We start from the raw sequence: 16,207 nt of genomic DNA on the forward strand, positions 1-16,207 counted from the left end.
CCTTATGCGGCACCGGGCCGCAGATAGCGCAGCGTGGCATCCACTACCAGCTGGCGATTGCGGGCAATACTTTGCTGTTCGCTTTCGTTATCGCCAAACAGCGTATTGAAGGTGTAGCGGTTAGAGACATTATGCGTACAGATGCTGCTAATCAGGCGGTGCACGTCCACCGTATTGACGTTGGGGTCGAAAACGCCGTCGGCTTTGCCCCGCGTTAAGATCTCTTCCAGCACGTTAAGCGCGCTCTGATTTAACGTCTTAATGCGCGCAGACTGGCTGATATAGCGGCCGCGCATCAGGTTCTCGCTGCATACCAGGCGCATAAAGTCGGGATGGGAGAGATGATAGTCAAAACTCGCTTCCGCCAGCCTTTGCATCGCCAGCTGCGGCGGCAGTTCGGTCAGGTTCAGCTCGGTTTCGTGCTGGCGAATAGCCTGGTAGACCTGTTCCAGCACCGCCATGTACAGGTTTTCTTTATTGGTAAAGTGGTAGACCACCATACGTTTAGTGGTGTCGGCGTGGTCGGCGATCTGCTCCATGCGCGCGCCCTGTAAACCAAATTCGGCAAAAGTAGCCAGCGCGCCGGCAAGAATACGTTTCTTTAACCCTTCCGGGTCGTTTTTTCGTTTGGCAAGTGCGGGCATAGCAAATCAGTTAATCCGTGATCCAGAGCCTGAGCGGCTGAAGCGGACAAGAATACCATAAAAACCCTAAGCTGATTTTTGGGAAAGGTTGGAAGAAGTGGATATTTCCCTGCCAGGCGCACCTGCGGTTAAATCCGCTTAACGCATCCATCCGCTTTGCAGGAGAAATTTATGTCTCGTCTGAAAAAGTATCTTGCCGCCTTTTCCGGCTGGTTTACACCATCGGTTACGCCCGAAGAGAGCATCGATCCGTCAAGGCTGAGCGAATCGCTGCTGCCGATCGGCCAGCTGTACGGCTTTGAGATGAGCTGGCTGCGCGCAAGGGGCTACGGTGAAAAATAATCGCTACCGCCTGACGCTGCGCTACAGCTACTGGAACGAGCTATGCGCTTTAGCGTGCCGCGTCTTCAGCAACGCGGCACGTCTTCGCTTTTAGTGTAGCGGCCAGTTGCCGGCCAGCTCCAGCGCGGCGTGACTAATAGCCTCCACGCTTTGCTCAAACTCTTCCGCCGTCATTTTTTCCAGCTCGCTAAAGTGCTCTTCCTTGCCATGCAGCGCAATGGCATGGAGCGCAGGCTTAAGGTGATCCGGCAGCGCCGACCAGTCGCTTAACGCTACGCCTTTCATATAGCCAATGCACCACTCTTCCACGATAGTGACTTCCAGATCTTCCTCGCTGCTGGTGCCGAACAGCGGCTCGAACTGCTCGGGATACTCTTTCAGCCGCTCGGCGATATCGTTCTGATGCTGCGTCACCAGTTCGGTGAAACGCTGCTGGTCTGTTTCATTCCAAAGCGGAAGATTGTTTTCGCCGCCCCAAATAATGGCCTGCAAACGCTCGTCGGAGACAGGTTCCGGCGAAGAGAGCAGGGCGGTTAACAATCCATCCAGTTCTGAGGCATCAAGCACCGCGTCATCGGTGCCGTACTGCGCCAGAATATTATCGAGCCATTCCAGCTCTTCAGCCGTTAAGGGTCCTTGTTGCATGTTATAACCTCTTTTTATTCCGTGAATGACTGTTTCAGGGCGCTATTCTCGATGCCAGGGGCGCAAAAAGCCATCCTGTCAGCCCGCTGCCGCTAAAAAAACGGCGGCTGGTGAAGCTGGCCGTGCTCTGACAGCAATTATGGCTCTTTTGCTGAGTATGCGTGGCTGAATTTATTACCTGCTCAATGGTTAAAGCAGCAAATAGCAGGTGTTCAGATGGTAGAGACCTGGCAATGTCGCTACCCCGTGCCTGGTGTAATTTTATGGCATAGCAAAATAAAATGAGGGCTGGCTATACGCTTAAAACGGGTGGGGACAGGCTTAATGCTAAAAGCGGCCTGGGCCAAAAAGCAAAAAGCCCGCTCAAGTTTCCTTGAGCGGGCTTCTCTAATATGGCTCCTCTGACTGGACTCGAACCAGTGACATACGGATTAACAGTCCGCCGTTCTACCGACTGAACTACAGAGGAATCGGTTTCGATGGGGCGCATAGTAGCGAGGGCGGACCGGCGTGTCAACAGGAAAAAAGTCCAGCCCTTTCAACTGGCTATCTTTAAAACAGGGCGCGCAGCTAATGTACTACGCCCGCGCCGTTGCGCAAAAGCGGATCCTGGCGATAGAAGCGGCAAAAATGCGGATAAAGCGCAGGAAAGCGGTCGTTCAGCAGCTCAGGGGCGCTGAAGAAATATTCCGACAGGACCGCAAAGCACTCCGCCGGATCGCTGGCCGCATAGGCATCAATCGTTGCGGCATTTTCGCCGACCAGTTCGATTTCTTCTGCAATACGGGTCATCGCGGCATTCAGCTCGTGCTCCCACGCCGCGACGTGACGCAGCGGCATAGCCGGCACGCCGTTGGCATGGTCGCTGCCCCGGCTGTCGAGCTTGTGGGCAACCTCGTGAACGATCAGGTTATAGCCGGAAAGATCGAACGAATCCTGCACGTCCAGCCAGTTGAGCACCACCGGACCCTGCTGCCAGCTCTGGCCCGACTGCACCATACTCTCGCGATGCACCAGGCCAAACTCATCCTGCCATTCGTCGTCAACGATAAAAGGCGCGGGATAGATTAGCACCTCGTGAAACCCGTCCAGCCAGTCGTAACCCAGATTAAGTACCGGCAGACAGAACAGCAGGGCCAGCCGGGCCGACTTCAGCTCATCCAGCGCGAAATCCTGTAGCGCCACCAGCCGTTTCTGCTGTAGGAAGCGCGTGGCCAGCTGGATAAGCTGTTGCCGCTCGGCGTCATTCAGCGCGCCAAGCAGCGGAATAGCTAACGCCTGCTGCCAGGGCAGCGCGTCGAACACAGCATCGTTGGATTTCCGGAACCATTTAATCATGATGCAACCCACAGCAGAAAAACCTCACCCTGCCTCGGCGGATCGCTTGGCGCAGTCTCCGGCGAGCAGGCCATATAAAAGGGCACAGCAGCATGGAACAGCAGAGCGAACTTAAGCAAGCGTTTCAGCGATTTTCTGTGACGAAGCGAGATATTCAGGCCCCGGCGGCCCAGACCAGCCGGAGCCTGCGGGCAGCGTTATATACGCTCGAATTCAATAACCCACACCCAGGGGTTCACTTCCCAGCTGGTGCCGCCATACTGCAATGCCCACTGCTTGCGGTAGGCATCCTTAGGCGAAACGACCTCGTTGTGCATGGTGAAGAAGTTATTCAGAAAATGGGAGTCTGTCTGCACGCCTTCGGCCAGCACATCATCGTCGCTGATATCCTGAATTTTCTCTGCCCGAACGGCGGTCACCATTAAATCAATGCGGCTTGCCCAGCGCGGCATATGGATGCCGGCCTGCCAGCCAAAATGCTCGTCTTCTTCGCCTGCGCTGGAGAACTCGCTGGTATCGGCACGATAGCGGCACCAGGCGGAAGATTTAAACTGGGCCGGATTGCGCTCGTAGTTGGCCATCTCTTCTACGGGAACCACCGGGCCGCGCCAGGTCTCTCTTACCCACAGGCGATCGCCAGGCTGACCGTAAGGGCAGTGGTAGCTCAAGTTCTCCATGCCCATCACGCGGTTGCCCTGCAAGTGATTGTTCAGAACATCAATCCCGTAGCATCCTTCATGGTTATCCTGGCCTGGACCAAAAAGTTGTGACTTCATAATGCGTCGGGTCTGGCGCTGCTGGCCTGAGAGCAGTGCTCGCACCCGTTGATCGCTAAACAAAATCGGGCGTTCTTTCATGGTTTGACCCCTGTTTCTTATTAGTTAAGACCCGCTCGCCGCCGTCAGGCGAAAAGGGATCCGGCATATGCTGTTAGCCTGTAGTGAAAAGTGTATACAAAAAGTATGCAATCATTAGCCGTGCTTGTTTATTTTTGAACCCGTTCTGCGCTCTCGCTTTCTGTGTGCGACGGGTGGCCAGGATCGGGTTCGGAAGGCCGGTTAGCGCCGGATTATCCGGGCCATCATAAATTTGACATATGCCGCCTTTACAATCCCTTACAGTAGCCGCAAGGGTGTATTATCGGAGCTTTCTGATGATGGCATGAGCTAAAAACAACGACCGACCGGCATTGATTCTAACTTACTGTGCAACAAAATGCTGGTAACTTATTGCAAAAACAACATTATAAGCGTTTATCTTTTTGGTTAAAAACGCGCCACCTGATAATGGCGGGCGACGAAGGTAACGGGAAAGGGGTTGTGGAAGTGTTAAGACAAACGTTATAAACATGAAGTAGATCGCATTTTTATCGCCGGTGGCGCCGCGGTGAAGCAAGGCCGCTGACGTCTCTGCAATTTTACATTACAGGGAGAAGGCTATGACACTAACCCACTGGCAAACCCGCTTTGAAAGCTGGCTGTTTGAGACCTGGCCGCAGGATGATAAAGCGCACGACATCGCCCATTTACGGCGCGTCTGGCTGACTGCACAGCGTATTATGAAAGGGATGGCGGTGGATGAACTGGTTGTGCTCACCAGCTGTTATTTCCACGATATCGTCAACCTGCCTAAGAACCATCCTGAAAGACACCTGGCTTCAGCAAAGGCGGCGGTTGAAACGCGGCGAATTTTGTCGGAAGTGTTTCCTGATTTTCCTGCCGATAAGCGTGAGGCGGTAGCGCATGCGGTACATGCCCACAGCTTTAGCGCCGACATAACGGCGGAAACGCTGGAGGCAAAAATTGTTCAGGACGCCGACCGGCTGGAATCGCTGGGCGCGATCGGGCTGGCTCGGGTGTTTTATGTTTCCGGCGCGCTGGGCCGCTCGCTGTTCGACAGCGCCGATCCGCTGGGTCGCAATCGCCCGCTAAATGATGCTGAATGGGCGCTCGATCACTTTCAGAAGAAGCTGCTTAAGCTGCCGCAAACCATGCAGACGGCGGAAGGGCGTCGGCTTGCCGAGCATAATGCGGATTTCCTGATTACCTATATGGCCAAACTCTGCGCCGAACTGAAAGGGGAGTTTTGCGAGCTGGATCCGGATGTGCTGCGTGAATTTGTCGCGGCGCGGGGGGAATATTAAATTTTTGTGACAGTATGGTTAAGCAGGTCTTTTCAGGCTACCGTGTTGCTAACATTTATCAGGAGATTCAGGCATGACCGACGCTGTTAGCTTAACGTTAAAAATTGACCCCGCTTTGAAAGAAACGCTGAAAAACCTGGCGCAGGAAAACCAGATTTCGCTCAGCCAGGAAGTCAGCCAGCGTTTACAGCTCAGTCTGACCACCCAGCAGCATCCGGCCGTGGACAACCAGAGCGTGCTCGAAGACGTCGATCCGCAGCTGAACGCCAGCGAGCTGAAACAGGTACGCGCCTTACTGAAAAAAACGAAGAAGAAGAAGTAAAAAGGCCTTTCCGTCCCTGACTGCCCGGTCAGGGACGCCTGTCAGCCGCTACTCGTCTTCATCGCCGTAATAGAGTACGCCAAGCTTAATCAACGGACGCCCCTGACTTTTACGATGCAGGTTGCTGTCGCGCAGTGAATAAACGCAGCCGCAATATTCCTGCTGATAAAAACGTTCGCGCTTGCTGATTTCAATCATGCGCGCCGATCCGCCTTTTTTCCGCCAGTTGTAATCCCAATAGACCAGCCCCGGATAGGGCGCCGCGGCCCGCTCGCCGCACTCGTTAATTTGCTGCATATTTTTCCAGCGCGAGATGCCCAGGCAGCTGGTGATAACGGGAAAGCCGTTTTCGTGCGCATAAAGCGCGGTGCGTTCAAAACGCATATCAAAACACATCGTGCAGCGCGCGCCGCGCTCCGGCTCCCATTCCATGCCCTTAGCCCGCTCAAACCAGTTATCGGTATCGTAATCGGCATCGATAAAAGGCACGCCGTGCTTCTCGGCAAAGCGAATATTCTCCTCTTTGCGCAGCAGATACTCTTTTTGTGGATGAATGTTGGGGTTATAGAAAAAGATGGTGTAATCGATGCCGGCCGCCGCGATGGCTTCCATAACCTCGCCAGAGCAGGGCGCGCAGCAGGAGTGCAGCAGCAGTTTGTTCGCGCCGTTCGGCAGAGTTAACGGCGGTCGCGTAATATCGCTCATCATTTCAGCTCCATTGTTTTAAACACGGCAAGTTTAGGCTGATGGCCGCCCGATGTCACGGATCGTGGCCCGCAGTAAAAGGCGGTTGCCCCTGGTTTTAGCGTGATGAAGTGGTAGACTGGCAGGCGTTTATTTCCGGAGAGACTATGAGCGAGTTCGACACTATTGCAGAGGCGCAGCCTGGACTGGAAGATCGCCAGCTGGCCGCCCGCCTGCAGGCCGTTTACGATATCAAAACCCTTCTGGCTACGCTGCAGCAGGTTGGTCACGCTAAGTGGACGCGGGAATCGTTAAGCCGCTGGCTGAAAGGCACGGGCGGGACGTTAAGCCAGGCGGAAGCGGACGCGCTGGCGCGCCTGCTGCCTCAGCCGCCCGCGCACCATCCGCACTACGCTTTCCGCTTTATCGATCTGTTTGCCGGTATCGGCGGTATCCGCAGCGGCTTTGAGGCGATTGGCGGGCAGTGCGTGTTTACCAGCGAATGGAATAAATACTCGGTCAGAACCTATAAGGCGAACTGGTACTGCGATCCGCAGGCGCACGTTTTCAATCAGGATATCCGCGACGTGACGCTAAGCGCGCAGCCGGTCAGCGAGCAGGAAGCCTATCGGCATATTGACCAGCAGGTGCCGGATCACGACGTGCTGCTGGCCGGTTTTCCCTGCCAGCCGTTTTCGCTGGCGGGCGTATCGAAAAAAAATGCGCTGGGCCGCGCTCATGGCTTTGAGTGCGAAGCGCAGGGCACGCTGTTTTTCGACGTGGCGCGCATTATCACCGCGAAGAAACCGGCGATCTTCGTGCTGGAAAACGTCAAAAACCTGAAGAGCCACGACAAAGGCAAAACCTTCCGCATCATTATGGAAACGCTGGACGAGCTGGGCTACGACGTGGCCGATGCGGATCTCAACGGCGCCGCCGATCCGAAAATCGTCGACGGCAGGCATTTTCTGCCGCAGCACCGTGAACGTATCGTGCTGGTCGGGTTTCGGCGCGATTTAAACCTGCCCAAATTCACGCTTTCCGCGCTCGCTCAGCACTATCCGCAGCAAAGGATCCCGCTGCGCCAGCTGCTGGACAGCCAGGTCGAGGCCAAATATATTCTGACGCCGTCGCTGTGGAAATATCTCTATAACTACGCGAAAAAGCATCAGGCGAAGGGCAACGGCTTTGGCTACGGGCTGGTCGACCCGGATAAAGAGCACGGCGTGGTGCGCACGCTCTCCGCGCGCTACTACAAAGACGGCTCGGAAATCCTGATCGATCGCGGCTGGGACAAAGAGCAGGGCGAGGTGGATTTCGACCATCCGCAAAACCAGCAGCGCCGTCCGCGCCGCCTGACGCCAAGAGAGTGCGCCCGCCTGATGGGCTTTGAGGCGCCGGGCGAAACGCGTTTCCGCATTCCGGTTTCAGACAGTCAGGCCTATCGCCAGTTTGGCAATTCAGTGGTGGTGCCCGCCTTTGCCGCCGTCGCCAGACTGTTGCAGCCCTGGATAGCGCAGGCGGTTAAGCAGGCGGTTAAGTAGGCCCGGAGGCGTCTATACTTAAGCCACCTCAAGGAGGATGCTATGGCCGATGTTCACACTTCCGCAATTCGCAGTAAAAATATGCGCGCTATCCGTACCCAGGATACCGCCATTGAAACCCGCCTGGCCGAGCTGTTGGCCGAGCGCGGGTTCAGCTATCGCGTGCAGGATAAGACGCTGCCGGGAAAGCCGGACTTCGTGCTGGAGAACCCCCAGGCCATTATTTTTGTGCACGGCTGCTTCTGGCATCATCACGACTGCTATCTGTTTAAAGTGCCGGCAACCCGCACCGAATTCTGGATGAATAAAATCAGCGGCAACGTGACGCGCGATAAGCGTTTTATCGATCAGCTGAGCGCCAGCGGCTGGCGGGTGCTGGTGGTTTGGGAATGCGCGCTGCGCGGTAAGCACAAGCTGGCGGACGAGGCGATAAGCGCCAGGCTGGAAGAGTGGCTTTTTGCCGGCGAGGGTAACGCCGAAATCGACTGGCAGGGCATTCACCTGATGCGCGAACGCCCTGCATAGTGCTCTGGCCATTGATGACTGAGGGCATCCACTAATGGATAAAAGCCCCGCATAGCGCCTTAGTCTGGACGAGATACCGATTTAATCACCGGCCTGCCGGGAAAAAGATATTTGCCCAGTGTGACCAGCACCACTGCAAAAAGGATCACCCCCAGCGCCAGCCATTCGCGCGGCGACAGGCTTTCACCGGCGAAGCTAATCCCCAGCAGCACCGCCACCACCGGATTAACGTAGGCGTAGCTGGTGGCGACCGCCGGGCTGACGTTGCGGATCAAAAACATATAGGCGTTGATGGCGATAATCGAACCGAACAGCGTCAGGTAGCCCAGCGCCAGCAGGCCGGACAGGCCCGGCGCGGCAGCCAGCTTTTCGCCACTAAGCTGGCTGCCCGCCAGCAGAACCACACCCGCCGCCAGCATTTCTATTGCGCCCGCCATCATGCCTGTCGGGAGCGTGATGCGCGATCCCCATACCGAGCCAAACGCCCAGCTGATCGAGCCGATCAGAATGATCAATGCGCCCCAGGGATTACCGCCCAGGTGGCCGCCGCTGTTCAGCAGAATAATGCCGACCAGGCCAACCGCAATGCCCAGCCACTCTATCCAGCGGGTTGCCATGCCGAACAGGCGGCTGAAGCACATTGCAAACAGCGGCACGGTAGCGACCATCACGGCGGCGATACCGGAAGGCACCTGCTGATGCTCGGCAATCGTCACCGCGCCGTTGCCAATGGTCAGCAGCATAATCCCCACCAGCGCGGCGTTACCTGCCGCTCGCCAGCCGGGAAGCCGCTCGCCGCGCAGCAGCAGAAAGACCAGCAGGACGACGCCCGCCAGCACGAAGCGCACGCCAGCCAGCATCATCGGCGGCCAGCTTTCTACCCCAATACGAATAACGAAATAGGTCGATCCCCAGATAAAGTAAAGGGCGAACAAAGCGGCCAGAAGCGGAAGCAGAGCGGGCGCACGACGTAACATAAGGTTTCTCACAGCGGGTTGGGGTCGTTAAGTTACCGTTAAAAAAAGATTTCAACCAGATGAAATAGCGTCTTTTTAACGGCCGGAAAGCGATTCAGTCCACATAATTTGCATCTCTCGTGCATACTTGCTTAGATCACACTCTTTAACATCCTGTAGCAGGACAGACGATGGCCAGTATCAAACTCACAGTCAGACGGCTGTACAAAATCAGCGGCGAGCGCATGGTCAACACGCAGGCTACCGCGCGCATTTTTGTCGGCGAGCAGCTGGTGGCGACGGAGGAGATCGCCGGGATGACCGAAAGCCCGGTCAGCAAATTTGTGCATCACAACCTGGACGCGGGCCAGCCGGTGCGGGTTGAGTGGGATTGCGAAGGCATAGCCGATATGACGGTAGCGGAAGTCAACGTCTGTCCCTGCTGTCAGCATGATGAACATTAAATAAGGAAGGAAATTTTGGCGGGTAGTAGCTTACTGACTTTACTGGATGATATCGCCACGTTGATGGACGATATCTCAATCATGGGCAAGGTGGCGGCAAAGAAGACCGTCGGCGTGCTGGGCGACGATCTGTCGCTGAACGCGCAGCAGGTCAGCGGCGTCAAAGCCAACCGGGAACTGCCCGTGGTCTGGGGCGTGGCGAAAGGCTCTTTTCTTAACAAGCTGATCCTGGTGCCGCTGGCGCTGGCCATCAGCGCGTGGATCCCCTGGGCGATCACGCCGCTGCTGATGCTGGGCGGTGCTTACCTTAGCTATGAAGGCGTGGAAAAGGTGCTGCATAGCCTGCACGGCAAAGAGAAAAACAGCGATGCGGCGCGAGAACAGCGGCTGCGCAATCTCTCGCAGCAGGAAGCCGCCGCCTTCGAGAAGAAAAAGGTCAAAGGCGCAGTGCGCACGGACTTTATTCTGTCGGCAGAAATTGTGGCCATTACGCTGGGTATCGTTTCCGAAGCGCCGCTGCTGAGCCAGGTGATGATCCTGGCGGGTATCGCCATTCTGGTTACCGTCGGCGTGTACGGCATTGTCGCCTGTATCGTGAAAATCGACGATCTGGGCCTGTGGCTGCAACAGAAAACCTCATCGCTGGCCAAAGGTATCGGCAGCGTGCTGCTGACCCTGGCGCCAAAAATGATGAAGGTGCTGACGGTAGTCGGCACAATAGCGATGTTTCTGGTCGGCGGCGGCATCATTGCGCACGGCGTGCCCTTCATCCATCACTTTATTGAGCATCTGGCCGCGGGCCACAGCGGTTTTATCAGCTCGCTTATCAGCAACGGCGCAAATCTGGTGATTGGTTTTATCGTCGGATCGATCGTGCTGTGCGGGGTAAATCTGGCTGGCAAACTGCGGGCATAATCAGTATAAAGACACCCCTTCACCAAACCGGGAGCGACGATGAAAGACGATATTTTTGAATTTGATATTGATGCCGAGCTGGAACAGGCAGAAGCCAACGCCGAGAAAAAAGCCAGCGAAGTCCCGACTGACCTGAGCGACGAAGCGGACTGCGAAGGCTGCAAAATCTGAGTTCGACCCTTCTTTGAAGCGAGTAATCCTTACTCGCTTTTTTTAATTTTCGCCTTTTTAACTGCTTATTCCTTTTTAACAAAACTTTTACCTACCGTTAACGGCGCGCCGCGCGATTGCCTGCTATACCTGAATTTCCCCCGAAGTTTCCAGCTCAGGAGAAACGGCATGATCATGGTCAGTGAGGCAGTGCAGCTTAAAGAAGGCGGTCCGGCAATGGTGGTTACCGGCTATGCCAGCGGTATGGTGGAGTGTCGCTGGTATGACGGCTACAGCGTGCGGCGCGAAGCGTTTCGGGAAGAGGAGCTTTGCGCGCTGAGCGCGGGGCAAAACCGGCTTGCCAGCTAGCGTTGACCGAACGGGACGAGAAATTTCGTCCTGTTATCATTGATTTCCCGCCGCGCTGGCACAGCTAAACTGAAAGCGCTTTCCCGCGCCTCCGTGTGAAGCTGGCCCATTCCCATTCTGAGGCGGTTGTTCACGTCTGCTTTTCTTTTCTCCCTGGCTCTGGCCTGACGGCGTCTTAAAAGAAGCCTGTGAGCTCCAGCCATGACGGGCAGAGTGGGCGACTACCATTTTGAAAGCCTGCGCTCGATTGCCGACCGCAGGCTCTATATAGCCAAAACGTCAGGACGCAATCGCGTCTGCGACCGGGACTAAACGTTGCCCTTGTTATCCTCTTCCACCGCCTGATAGATACGCTGCATAATGTCGGGGAAAGCGGACTGCACGCGGCTCCAGCTTGGAATAAACGGTTTTTCGTTCGGCCGCTCGATAAAGGACTGTCCGGCTTCCAGAATCGACTGAGTAAACATTTCCACCGCCGCCTCTTCCGCGTGCTGATCGAACTTCAGCCCGTTCATCGCCGCTTCATGGCTGTAGATCTCCATCATATCCAGCGCGTTGCGGTAATAGGTCGCTTTCAACACGCGGAACGAGTCGCTGGTCAAATCCACGCCCATTGTCGCCATCTTGCGCAGCAAAGACTGGACGATATCGTTACTCATCCGACGCAGGCCGCCGGTGCCGTCCTCTTCCGACAGCGGCTGGTGTTTGTGATCGTAATTATGCGCGATCTCAACCTGGCAGCTCTGGCGCGTGGTGTAGTTGCGATAGATTTCAGACAGCACGCCGATTTCCAGCCCCCAGTCGCCGGGGATTTTTATATTGTTCAGCACGTGCGTGCGCATTGCGAACTCGCCGGAAAGCGGATAGCGGAAGCTGGTCAGATAGTCCAGGTATTCCGAATGGCCGTACACTTTCTGCAGCGAACGCAGCAGCGGCCCAACCAGCAGGCGGCCAACGCGACCGTTCAGCTTGTTGTCGGCCACGCGGGCGTAAAAACCCTTACAGAACTCATACTGAAAAGACGGGTTCGCCAGCGGATAGAGCAGCCTTGCCAGCATACCGCGTTCATACGTTACGATATCGCAGTCGTGCAGCGCCACGCAGCTGGTACTTTCCGAAGAGAGCGTATAGCCGGTACAGAACCAGACGTTACGACCCTTGCCCGGTTGAGAAGGGGAAAGTCCTTCTTTATCCAGCTCGGCATCAATCGCCTTCAGGCGCGGCCCGTCGTTCCACAAAATACGATGGCGCTGCGGCAGGCGGGAAAAAAAGTCGCGGGCGTAAAGAAACTGCTCGCGATCGGCGCGATCCAGGCCGATAACTATCTCTTCGAGATAGGGCACCTTAGCCAGCTCGTCAACGATATGGCCGAGCGCCGGGCCTTCCAGTTCGGAAAAAAGCGAAGGCAGGATCAGTCCCATCTTGCGCCGCGTGGCGAACTGCACCAGCTCCTGCTCCAGTTCCTCAACTGGACGTGCGGTGAGATTATGAAAGTTGGTGATAACGCCGTTCTGGAAAAAATCACTCATCGCGTGTTCCTTAAGCCGGGCCCGTAGTTGGGCTGCATGGGAAATCTGTTATCAGGTAATGTAGTGCGTCAGGCCCTCGCTCCAGCCCTCCGGGCCAAAGCCTGCGCTGTAAAAAACATGTTGCTGACGCTTCAGCGTCACGCCGGTTTTGCTATAGCCTTTGATCACGACGGCATAATCTACTTTCTCCAGCATGGGCGCATCGTTGGGACCGTCGCCCAGACCGATAGTGATCCAGCGGCCGCTGCCGGGAGGCGGGTAGTGCGTCAGCAGCCAGTCAAGCGCCGCGCCCTTACCGCGTCCCTGATTCATGACGTGCCAGAAACGCCCGCCCTGAACCAGCTCCAGCTGTTGCGCCGCCAGCGCCTGTTGGAAAGCGGTAAACTGCTCGCTGGTATCTCGCCAGATCAAACTTTCCGACCCTTCCCGCGTTTTCGCCAGGGCGGCGTCGCGCGGCGTCAGGCCTGTCCAGTCCGCCACCTCTTTTTCCGTCACGTCGGCGAACCCGGTAAATTTAAAGCCATCCTGCTCACGCAATTGCCGCAGCGTCTTGCAGATCGCCGCATAATCTTTTGCGGAAGGCCGATCGGCAGCGACAGGCGTTTGCTGCTGCCATTTCACAATGGCCCCGTTTTCCGCAATAAAAGGCGCGCCTACGATATCCAGCGCCCGCTGCAGAGGCTCAATTTCCGCCGCCGTCTTGCTTGAACAGATCACGATGGGAATATCGGCCGCCTTCAGACGCGCCAGCCAGGCCTCGGCAGCCTCCCAGCTGTAGGTATGATGATCCAGCAGGGAACCATCTAAATCCGTAACTATCATCAGGGGATCATGCAGCGCCGGCATCGTTGTTTCTCCATAGCCTGAGGCAAGTGACTCAAGTATAGCGGTATCCATCGAAGGCGCAGAAAAGGCAGGCAAACAAACGAAGCGGTTCGCCCAGGAATTCTCTTAAAAAACAGCAATAACTCACGTAAGTAACTACTTACAGGCGAGCAGGCGAGGCGACAGGGCTTCAGACAAAAAAGGTGGATAAATTCACAGGAAAAAAAATAATGTGCTATGAAGTTAAGAAAATTCTTAATAAGGCCAATCGATAGGCTACGCGGGTCAGAGATTTTTCTCTGTAGCGAATTTTAATTTTTTCCCGGCCGCTGGCCGGGTTTTTTTTGCGCATAACCGACGCAATGCCTGAAAAAAAGGCAAAAAAAAGCCCGCGCTGCGCGGGCAAAAATCCTTGTTACTTTTTAGGTTGACTGCGCCTTTGGGGTTGGTGCAGTGGGAACAGTGTATGCCGGGCCGTTGTCAGAAGTCTCACCGTAAAACGTTAAAAAAGTGAAAAATATACGTTCATTACGTTGTTTTACATGCGGCGGCAGGCGCAACGGCAGATTCGGGCTATACTGAACAAACGATTACAAAACAAGCTGTTATCCGCGCTATGGAGGCGACATGGATCTTTTACGTATTATTATTGCTATTCTTCTGCCCCCGCTGGGTGTTTTTATGCAGGTCGGTTTTGGCGGCGCCTTCTGGCTGAATATCCTGCTGACGCTCTGCGGCTACATTCCGGGTATTGTGCACGCCGTTTGGGTCATTGCGCGTCGTTAAGCGCGCCGGTTTCCGGGTAAGATGCGCTATCTTATTTGTAGCGCACCTACCAGGAGAAAAAAATGAAGGTAAACGATCGGGTCACGGTAAAGACCGACGGCGGGCCGCGCCGCGCCGGCACGGTACTGGCGGTAGAGGACTTTAGCGAAGGCACCATGTATCTGGTCTCGCTGGAGGATTATCCGCAGGGGATCTGGTTTTTTAACGAGCTGGGGCAGCGGGACGGCATTTTTGTAGAACCGCATACCGAATAGCCGCGCAGGATGAAAAAGGGCGAAGCGATTCGCCCTTTTTTACGCCCGTTCTAAAATTTTTCCCAGTTATCGCCGTCCGCCAGCGCCGGACGCAACGGCGCCGCTTTGGTTTTCAGCACTGGCGCAGTCGGCTGTGGCGTGCCGCTAAGATTAAAGGCCGCTACGGCCTGCGTCAGACGCGAGGCCTGCTCTTCCAGCGATGAGGCGGCGGCGGAGGCCTGTTCCACCAGCGAGGCGTTCTGCTGGGTAACATTATCCATTTCCGATACGGCCTGGCTCACCTGCTGGATGCCCCGGCTTTGTTCATCAGAGGCAGAAGCAATCTCGGCCATAATCTCCGTAACGCTGTGTACGGCCTGAACGATATCCGTCATTCTCTCGCCTGCATGGCTGACCTGAGTCGATCCCCGCTCGATCAGGCTGACCGATTCGGCAATTAACCCTTCAATTTCCTTCGCCGCGCCCGCACTGCGCTGCGCCAGATTCCGCACCTCGCTGGCCACCACGGCGAAACCGCGACCCTGTTCGCCCGCCCGCGCCGCTTCAACGGCGGCATTCAGCGCCAGAATATTGGTCTGGAATGCGATGCTGTTGATAACCGTGGTAATTTCAGCAATTTTCTTTGAGCTGGCGGAAATATTATTCATGGTGCCGATCACGCCGGAAACGATATCCCCGCCCTGGCGGGCTTTCCCGGAGGCGTCGCCCGCCAGCTGGCTGGCATGGTGCGCATTTTCCGCATTCTGCTTCACGGTTGCGGTCAGGTGTTCCATGCTGGCCGCCGTTTCTTCCAGCGCCGCCGCCTGCTGCTCGGTACGGGAGGATAGATCGGTATTGCCCGCCGAAATTTCGGTCGAGCCCTGATAGATAGCTACCGCACCTTCACGCACCGTGCCGACCGTTTTCACCAGCGCCTGCTGCATCGTTTGCAGATTGCTGCCCAACGCGCCGATTTCACTGCGGCCCCAGGCCTGCGGCGGCGCGGTCAGATCGCCATGCGAAATACGCTCAATTCGCTGCACCGCCTGGCGTAGCGGGGCAATGATCACGCGACGCAGGAAGATAAAGGTAGCCAGCGTCAGCAGCAGCGCGGCGGCAAAAGCGCCGGCCATCATAATAAAGCCCATGCGGGTTTGCGCCTCCGCGCCCGCGTTAATGGCGGTGGCGCGCTGGGTACGAATGGCGATGGCTTTCAGCAGTACGGCGTTATAGTCATTATCCAGGCCGCGCGTGAAATCTGTTTCTCGCGTTATCACATTTTCAAAGCTGCCGTCTTTGGCGCTTTTTACCATTGGCAGCAGGCCCTCGCTGACATAGGCCGTAAAGCGGGTGGTCAATTCACCATCCAGCGCTTCGTCCGCCGGGGTTTTAATGCGCCGTTGCGTGTAGGCTTTAAAATTCTCGCCAGCCAGCTGAATACGCTTTTCCGCCTGTTTAAGATTCTCGTTAAACAGATCCATATCGCCAATGCGCACCGCCGCGCCCGCGTGAATAATATTCAGCCGGGCCGTACGCAGGTGATTGGAGCTGTTAGAGATAGCCATACGTACCTGGATCTCTTCGGTAACGTCCTTGAGCGACTGATTACTCTGGATCAGATAATAGCTCGCCAGGCCGATGCACAGGGCGAACAGAAACAGGATGGCACCGAGAATAGTGGTGAACAGGGGAACGAGGCGCAGATGCTGCCAGAAACTTAAGTGAGAAGAACCTTCGGGTTGGGGGAGTGGTGTCATGTCCTTTTGCTCTCTGTCTGGGTAAACGAAGCGACA

At 55.9% G+C, this 16,207-nt stretch carries 20 protein-coding genes and 1 tRNA gene; 11 read left to right on the forward strand and 10 right to left on the reverse strand.

The window, feature by feature from the left end:
• Positions 1–2: 2 nt before the first annotated feature.
• Positions 3–644: a TetR/AcrR family transcriptional regulator gene (locus AB6T85_RS12210; protein ID WP_253460391.1), complete on the reverse strand. Its 642-nt coding sequence runs from the start codon at positions 642–644 to the stop codon at positions 3–5.
• Positions 645–815: 171 nt separating this feature from the next.
• On the opposite strand from AB6T85_RS12210, the gene AB6T85_RS12215 reads away from it, so the two are divergent.
• Positions 816–986 (forward strand): hypothetical protein, encoded by a 171-nt coding sequence (locus AB6T85_RS12215; protein ID WP_301251002.1) that lies wholly within the window; start codon positions 816–818, stop codon positions 984–986.
• A 90-nt stretch (positions 987–1,076) separates the two neighbouring features.
• Here the strand turns inward: AB6T85_RS12215 and AB6T85_RS12220 are convergent, their stop codons facing one another.
• The 4 genes from AB6T85_RS12220 to AB6T85_RS12235 form a co-directional block, all read right to left on the reverse strand.
• Positions 1,077–1,631: a UPF0149 family protein gene (locus tag AB6T85_RS12220; protein WP_253460397.1), complete on the reverse strand. Its 555-nt coding sequence runs from the start codon at positions 1,629–1,631 to the stop codon at positions 1,077–1,079.
• 393 nt (positions 1,632–2,024) lie between these two features.
• Positions 2,025–2,100: transfer RNA gene (locus tag AB6T85_RS12225), tRNA-Asn, on the reverse strand.
• Positions 2,101–2,201: 101 nt separating this feature from the next.
• Positions 2,202–2,969 (reverse strand): DgsA anti-repressor MtfA, encoded by a 768-nt coding sequence (gene mtfA, locus AB6T85_RS12230; protein ID WP_369895693.1) that lies wholly within the window; start codon positions 2,967–2,969, stop codon positions 2,202–2,204.
• 197 nt (positions 2,970–3,166) lie between these two features.
• Positions 3,167–3,826, reverse strand: a complete 660-nt coding sequence (locus tag AB6T85_RS12235) for a hypothetical protein (RefSeq protein WP_253460419.1) — start codon at positions 3,824–3,826, stop codon at positions 3,167–3,169.
• Between the two features lie 581 nt (positions 3,827–4,407).
• On the opposite strand from AB6T85_RS12235, the gene AB6T85_RS12240 reads away from it, so the two are divergent.
• Both AB6T85_RS12240 and AB6T85_RS12245 read left to right on the forward strand, forming a co-directional pair.
• Positions 4,408–5,112 carry a phosphohydrolase gene (locus AB6T85_RS12240; RefSeq protein WP_369895694.1) on the forward strand — a complete coding sequence of 235 codons (705 nt, stop codon included), beginning with the start codon at positions 4,408–4,410 and terminating at the stop codon, positions 5,110–5,112.
• 73 nt (positions 5,113–5,185) lie between these two features.
• Entirely contained in the window at positions 5,186–5,434 is a 249-nt protein-coding gene (locus AB6T85_RS12245) for a hypothetical protein (RefSeq protein WP_125288030.1), read from the forward strand.
• A 48-nt stretch (positions 5,435–5,482) separates the two neighbouring features.
• On the opposite strand, the gene AB6T85_RS12250 is transcribed toward AB6T85_RS12245, so the two are convergent.
• Positions 5,483–6,139 (reverse strand): epoxyqueuosine reductase QueH, encoded by a 657-nt coding sequence (locus AB6T85_RS12250; RefSeq protein WP_301251156.1) that lies wholly within the window; start codon positions 6,137–6,139, stop codon positions 5,483–5,485.
• 146 nt (positions 6,140–6,285) lie between these two features.
• Here AB6T85_RS12250 and AB6T85_RS12255 point away from each other — a divergent pair, with 146 nt between their 5' ends.
• Positions 6,286–7,662 carry a DNA cytosine methyltransferase gene (locus AB6T85_RS12255; protein ID WP_369895696.1) on the forward strand — a complete coding sequence of 459 codons (1,377 nt, stop codon included), beginning with the start codon at positions 6,286–6,288 and terminating at the stop codon, positions 7,660–7,662.
• A 42-nt stretch (positions 7,663–7,704) separates the two neighbouring features.
• Complete coding sequence (locus tag AB6T85_RS12260; RefSeq protein WP_253460429.1) at positions 7,705–8,187, forward strand: very short patch repair endonuclease; 483 nt, start codon at positions 7,705–7,707, stop codon at positions 8,185–8,187.
• A 59-nt stretch (positions 8,188–8,246) separates the two neighbouring features.
• Here the strand turns inward: AB6T85_RS12260 and yedA are convergent, their stop codons facing one another.
• A complete protein-coding gene (yedA, locus tag AB6T85_RS12265; protein ID WP_253460432.1) occupies positions 8,247–9,164 on the reverse strand; it encodes a drug/metabolite exporter YedA in 918 nt (305 codons plus the stop codon).
• A gap of 170 nt (positions 9,165–9,334) precedes the next feature.
• Between yedA and AB6T85_RS12270 the strand changes: the two genes are divergently transcribed.
• From AB6T85_RS12270 to AB6T85_RS12285, 4 genes are all read left to right on the forward strand, one after another.
• Entirely contained in the window at positions 9,335–9,607 is a 273-nt protein-coding gene (locus AB6T85_RS12270; RefSeq protein WP_125288026.1) for a hypothetical protein, read from the forward strand.
• 15 nt (positions 9,608–9,622) lie between these two features.
• Positions 9,623–10,522, forward strand: coding sequence for a DUF808 family protein (locus tag AB6T85_RS12275; RefSeq protein ID WP_253460436.1), 900 nt, complete (start codon positions 9,623–9,625; stop codon positions 10,520–10,522).
• Positions 10,523–10,561: 39 nt separating this feature from the next.
• Entirely contained in the window at positions 10,562–10,693 is a 132-nt protein-coding gene (locus AB6T85_RS12280) for a hypothetical protein (RefSeq protein ID WP_255416512.1), read from the forward strand.
• A 168-nt stretch (positions 10,694–10,861) separates the two neighbouring features.
• Positions 10,862–11,041: a YodC family protein gene (locus tag AB6T85_RS12285; protein ID WP_125288024.1), complete on the forward strand. Its 180-nt coding sequence runs from the start codon at positions 10,862–10,864 to the stop codon at positions 11,039–11,041.
• A gap of 308 nt (positions 11,042–11,349) precedes the next feature.
• On the opposite strand, the gene AB6T85_RS12290 is transcribed toward AB6T85_RS12285, so the two are convergent.
• Together AB6T85_RS12290 and AB6T85_RS12295 are read right to left on the reverse strand one after the other, a co-directional pair.
• A complete protein-coding gene (locus AB6T85_RS12290; RefSeq protein WP_253460442.1) occupies positions 11,350–12,570 on the reverse strand; it encodes a glycosyltransferase family protein in 1,221 nt (406 codons plus the stop codon).
• Positions 12,571–12,621: 51 nt separating this feature from the next.
• Positions 12,622–13,416: a mannosyl-3-phosphoglycerate phosphatase-related protein gene (locus tag AB6T85_RS12295; protein WP_253460445.1), complete on the reverse strand. Its 795-nt coding sequence runs from the start codon at positions 13,414–13,416 to the stop codon at positions 12,622–12,624.
• A gap of 606 nt (positions 13,417–14,022) precedes the next feature.
• Here AB6T85_RS12295 and AB6T85_RS12300 point away from each other — a divergent pair.
• Both AB6T85_RS12300 and dsrB read left to right on the forward strand, forming a co-directional pair.
• On the forward strand, positions 14,023–14,181 hold the full coding sequence (locus AB6T85_RS12300; protein ID WP_039385165.1) for a YqaE/Pmp3 family membrane protein: 159 nt from the start codon (positions 14,023–14,025) through the stop codon (positions 14,179–14,181).
• A gap of 62 nt (positions 14,182–14,243) precedes the next feature.
• Positions 14,244–14,435, forward strand: coding sequence for a protein DsrB (dsrB, locus tag AB6T85_RS12305; RefSeq protein WP_253460447.1), 192 nt, complete (start codon positions 14,244–14,246; stop codon positions 14,433–14,435).
• Positions 14,436–14,485: 50 nt separating this feature from the next.
• Here dsrB and AB6T85_RS12310 read toward each other — a convergent pair whose 3' ends face one another.
• Positions 14,486–16,171: a methyl-accepting chemotaxis protein gene (locus AB6T85_RS12310; RefSeq protein WP_369895698.1), complete on the reverse strand. Its 1,686-nt coding sequence runs from the start codon at positions 16,169–16,171 to the stop codon at positions 14,486–14,488.
• Between the last annotated feature and the right edge of the window lie 36 nt (positions 16,172–16,207).

It is taken from the genome of Erwinia aeris (genome assembly GCF_041224955.1).
GTDB lineage: Bacteria > Pseudomonadota > Gammaproteobacteria > Enterobacterales > Enterobacteriaceae > Erwinia > Erwinia aeris.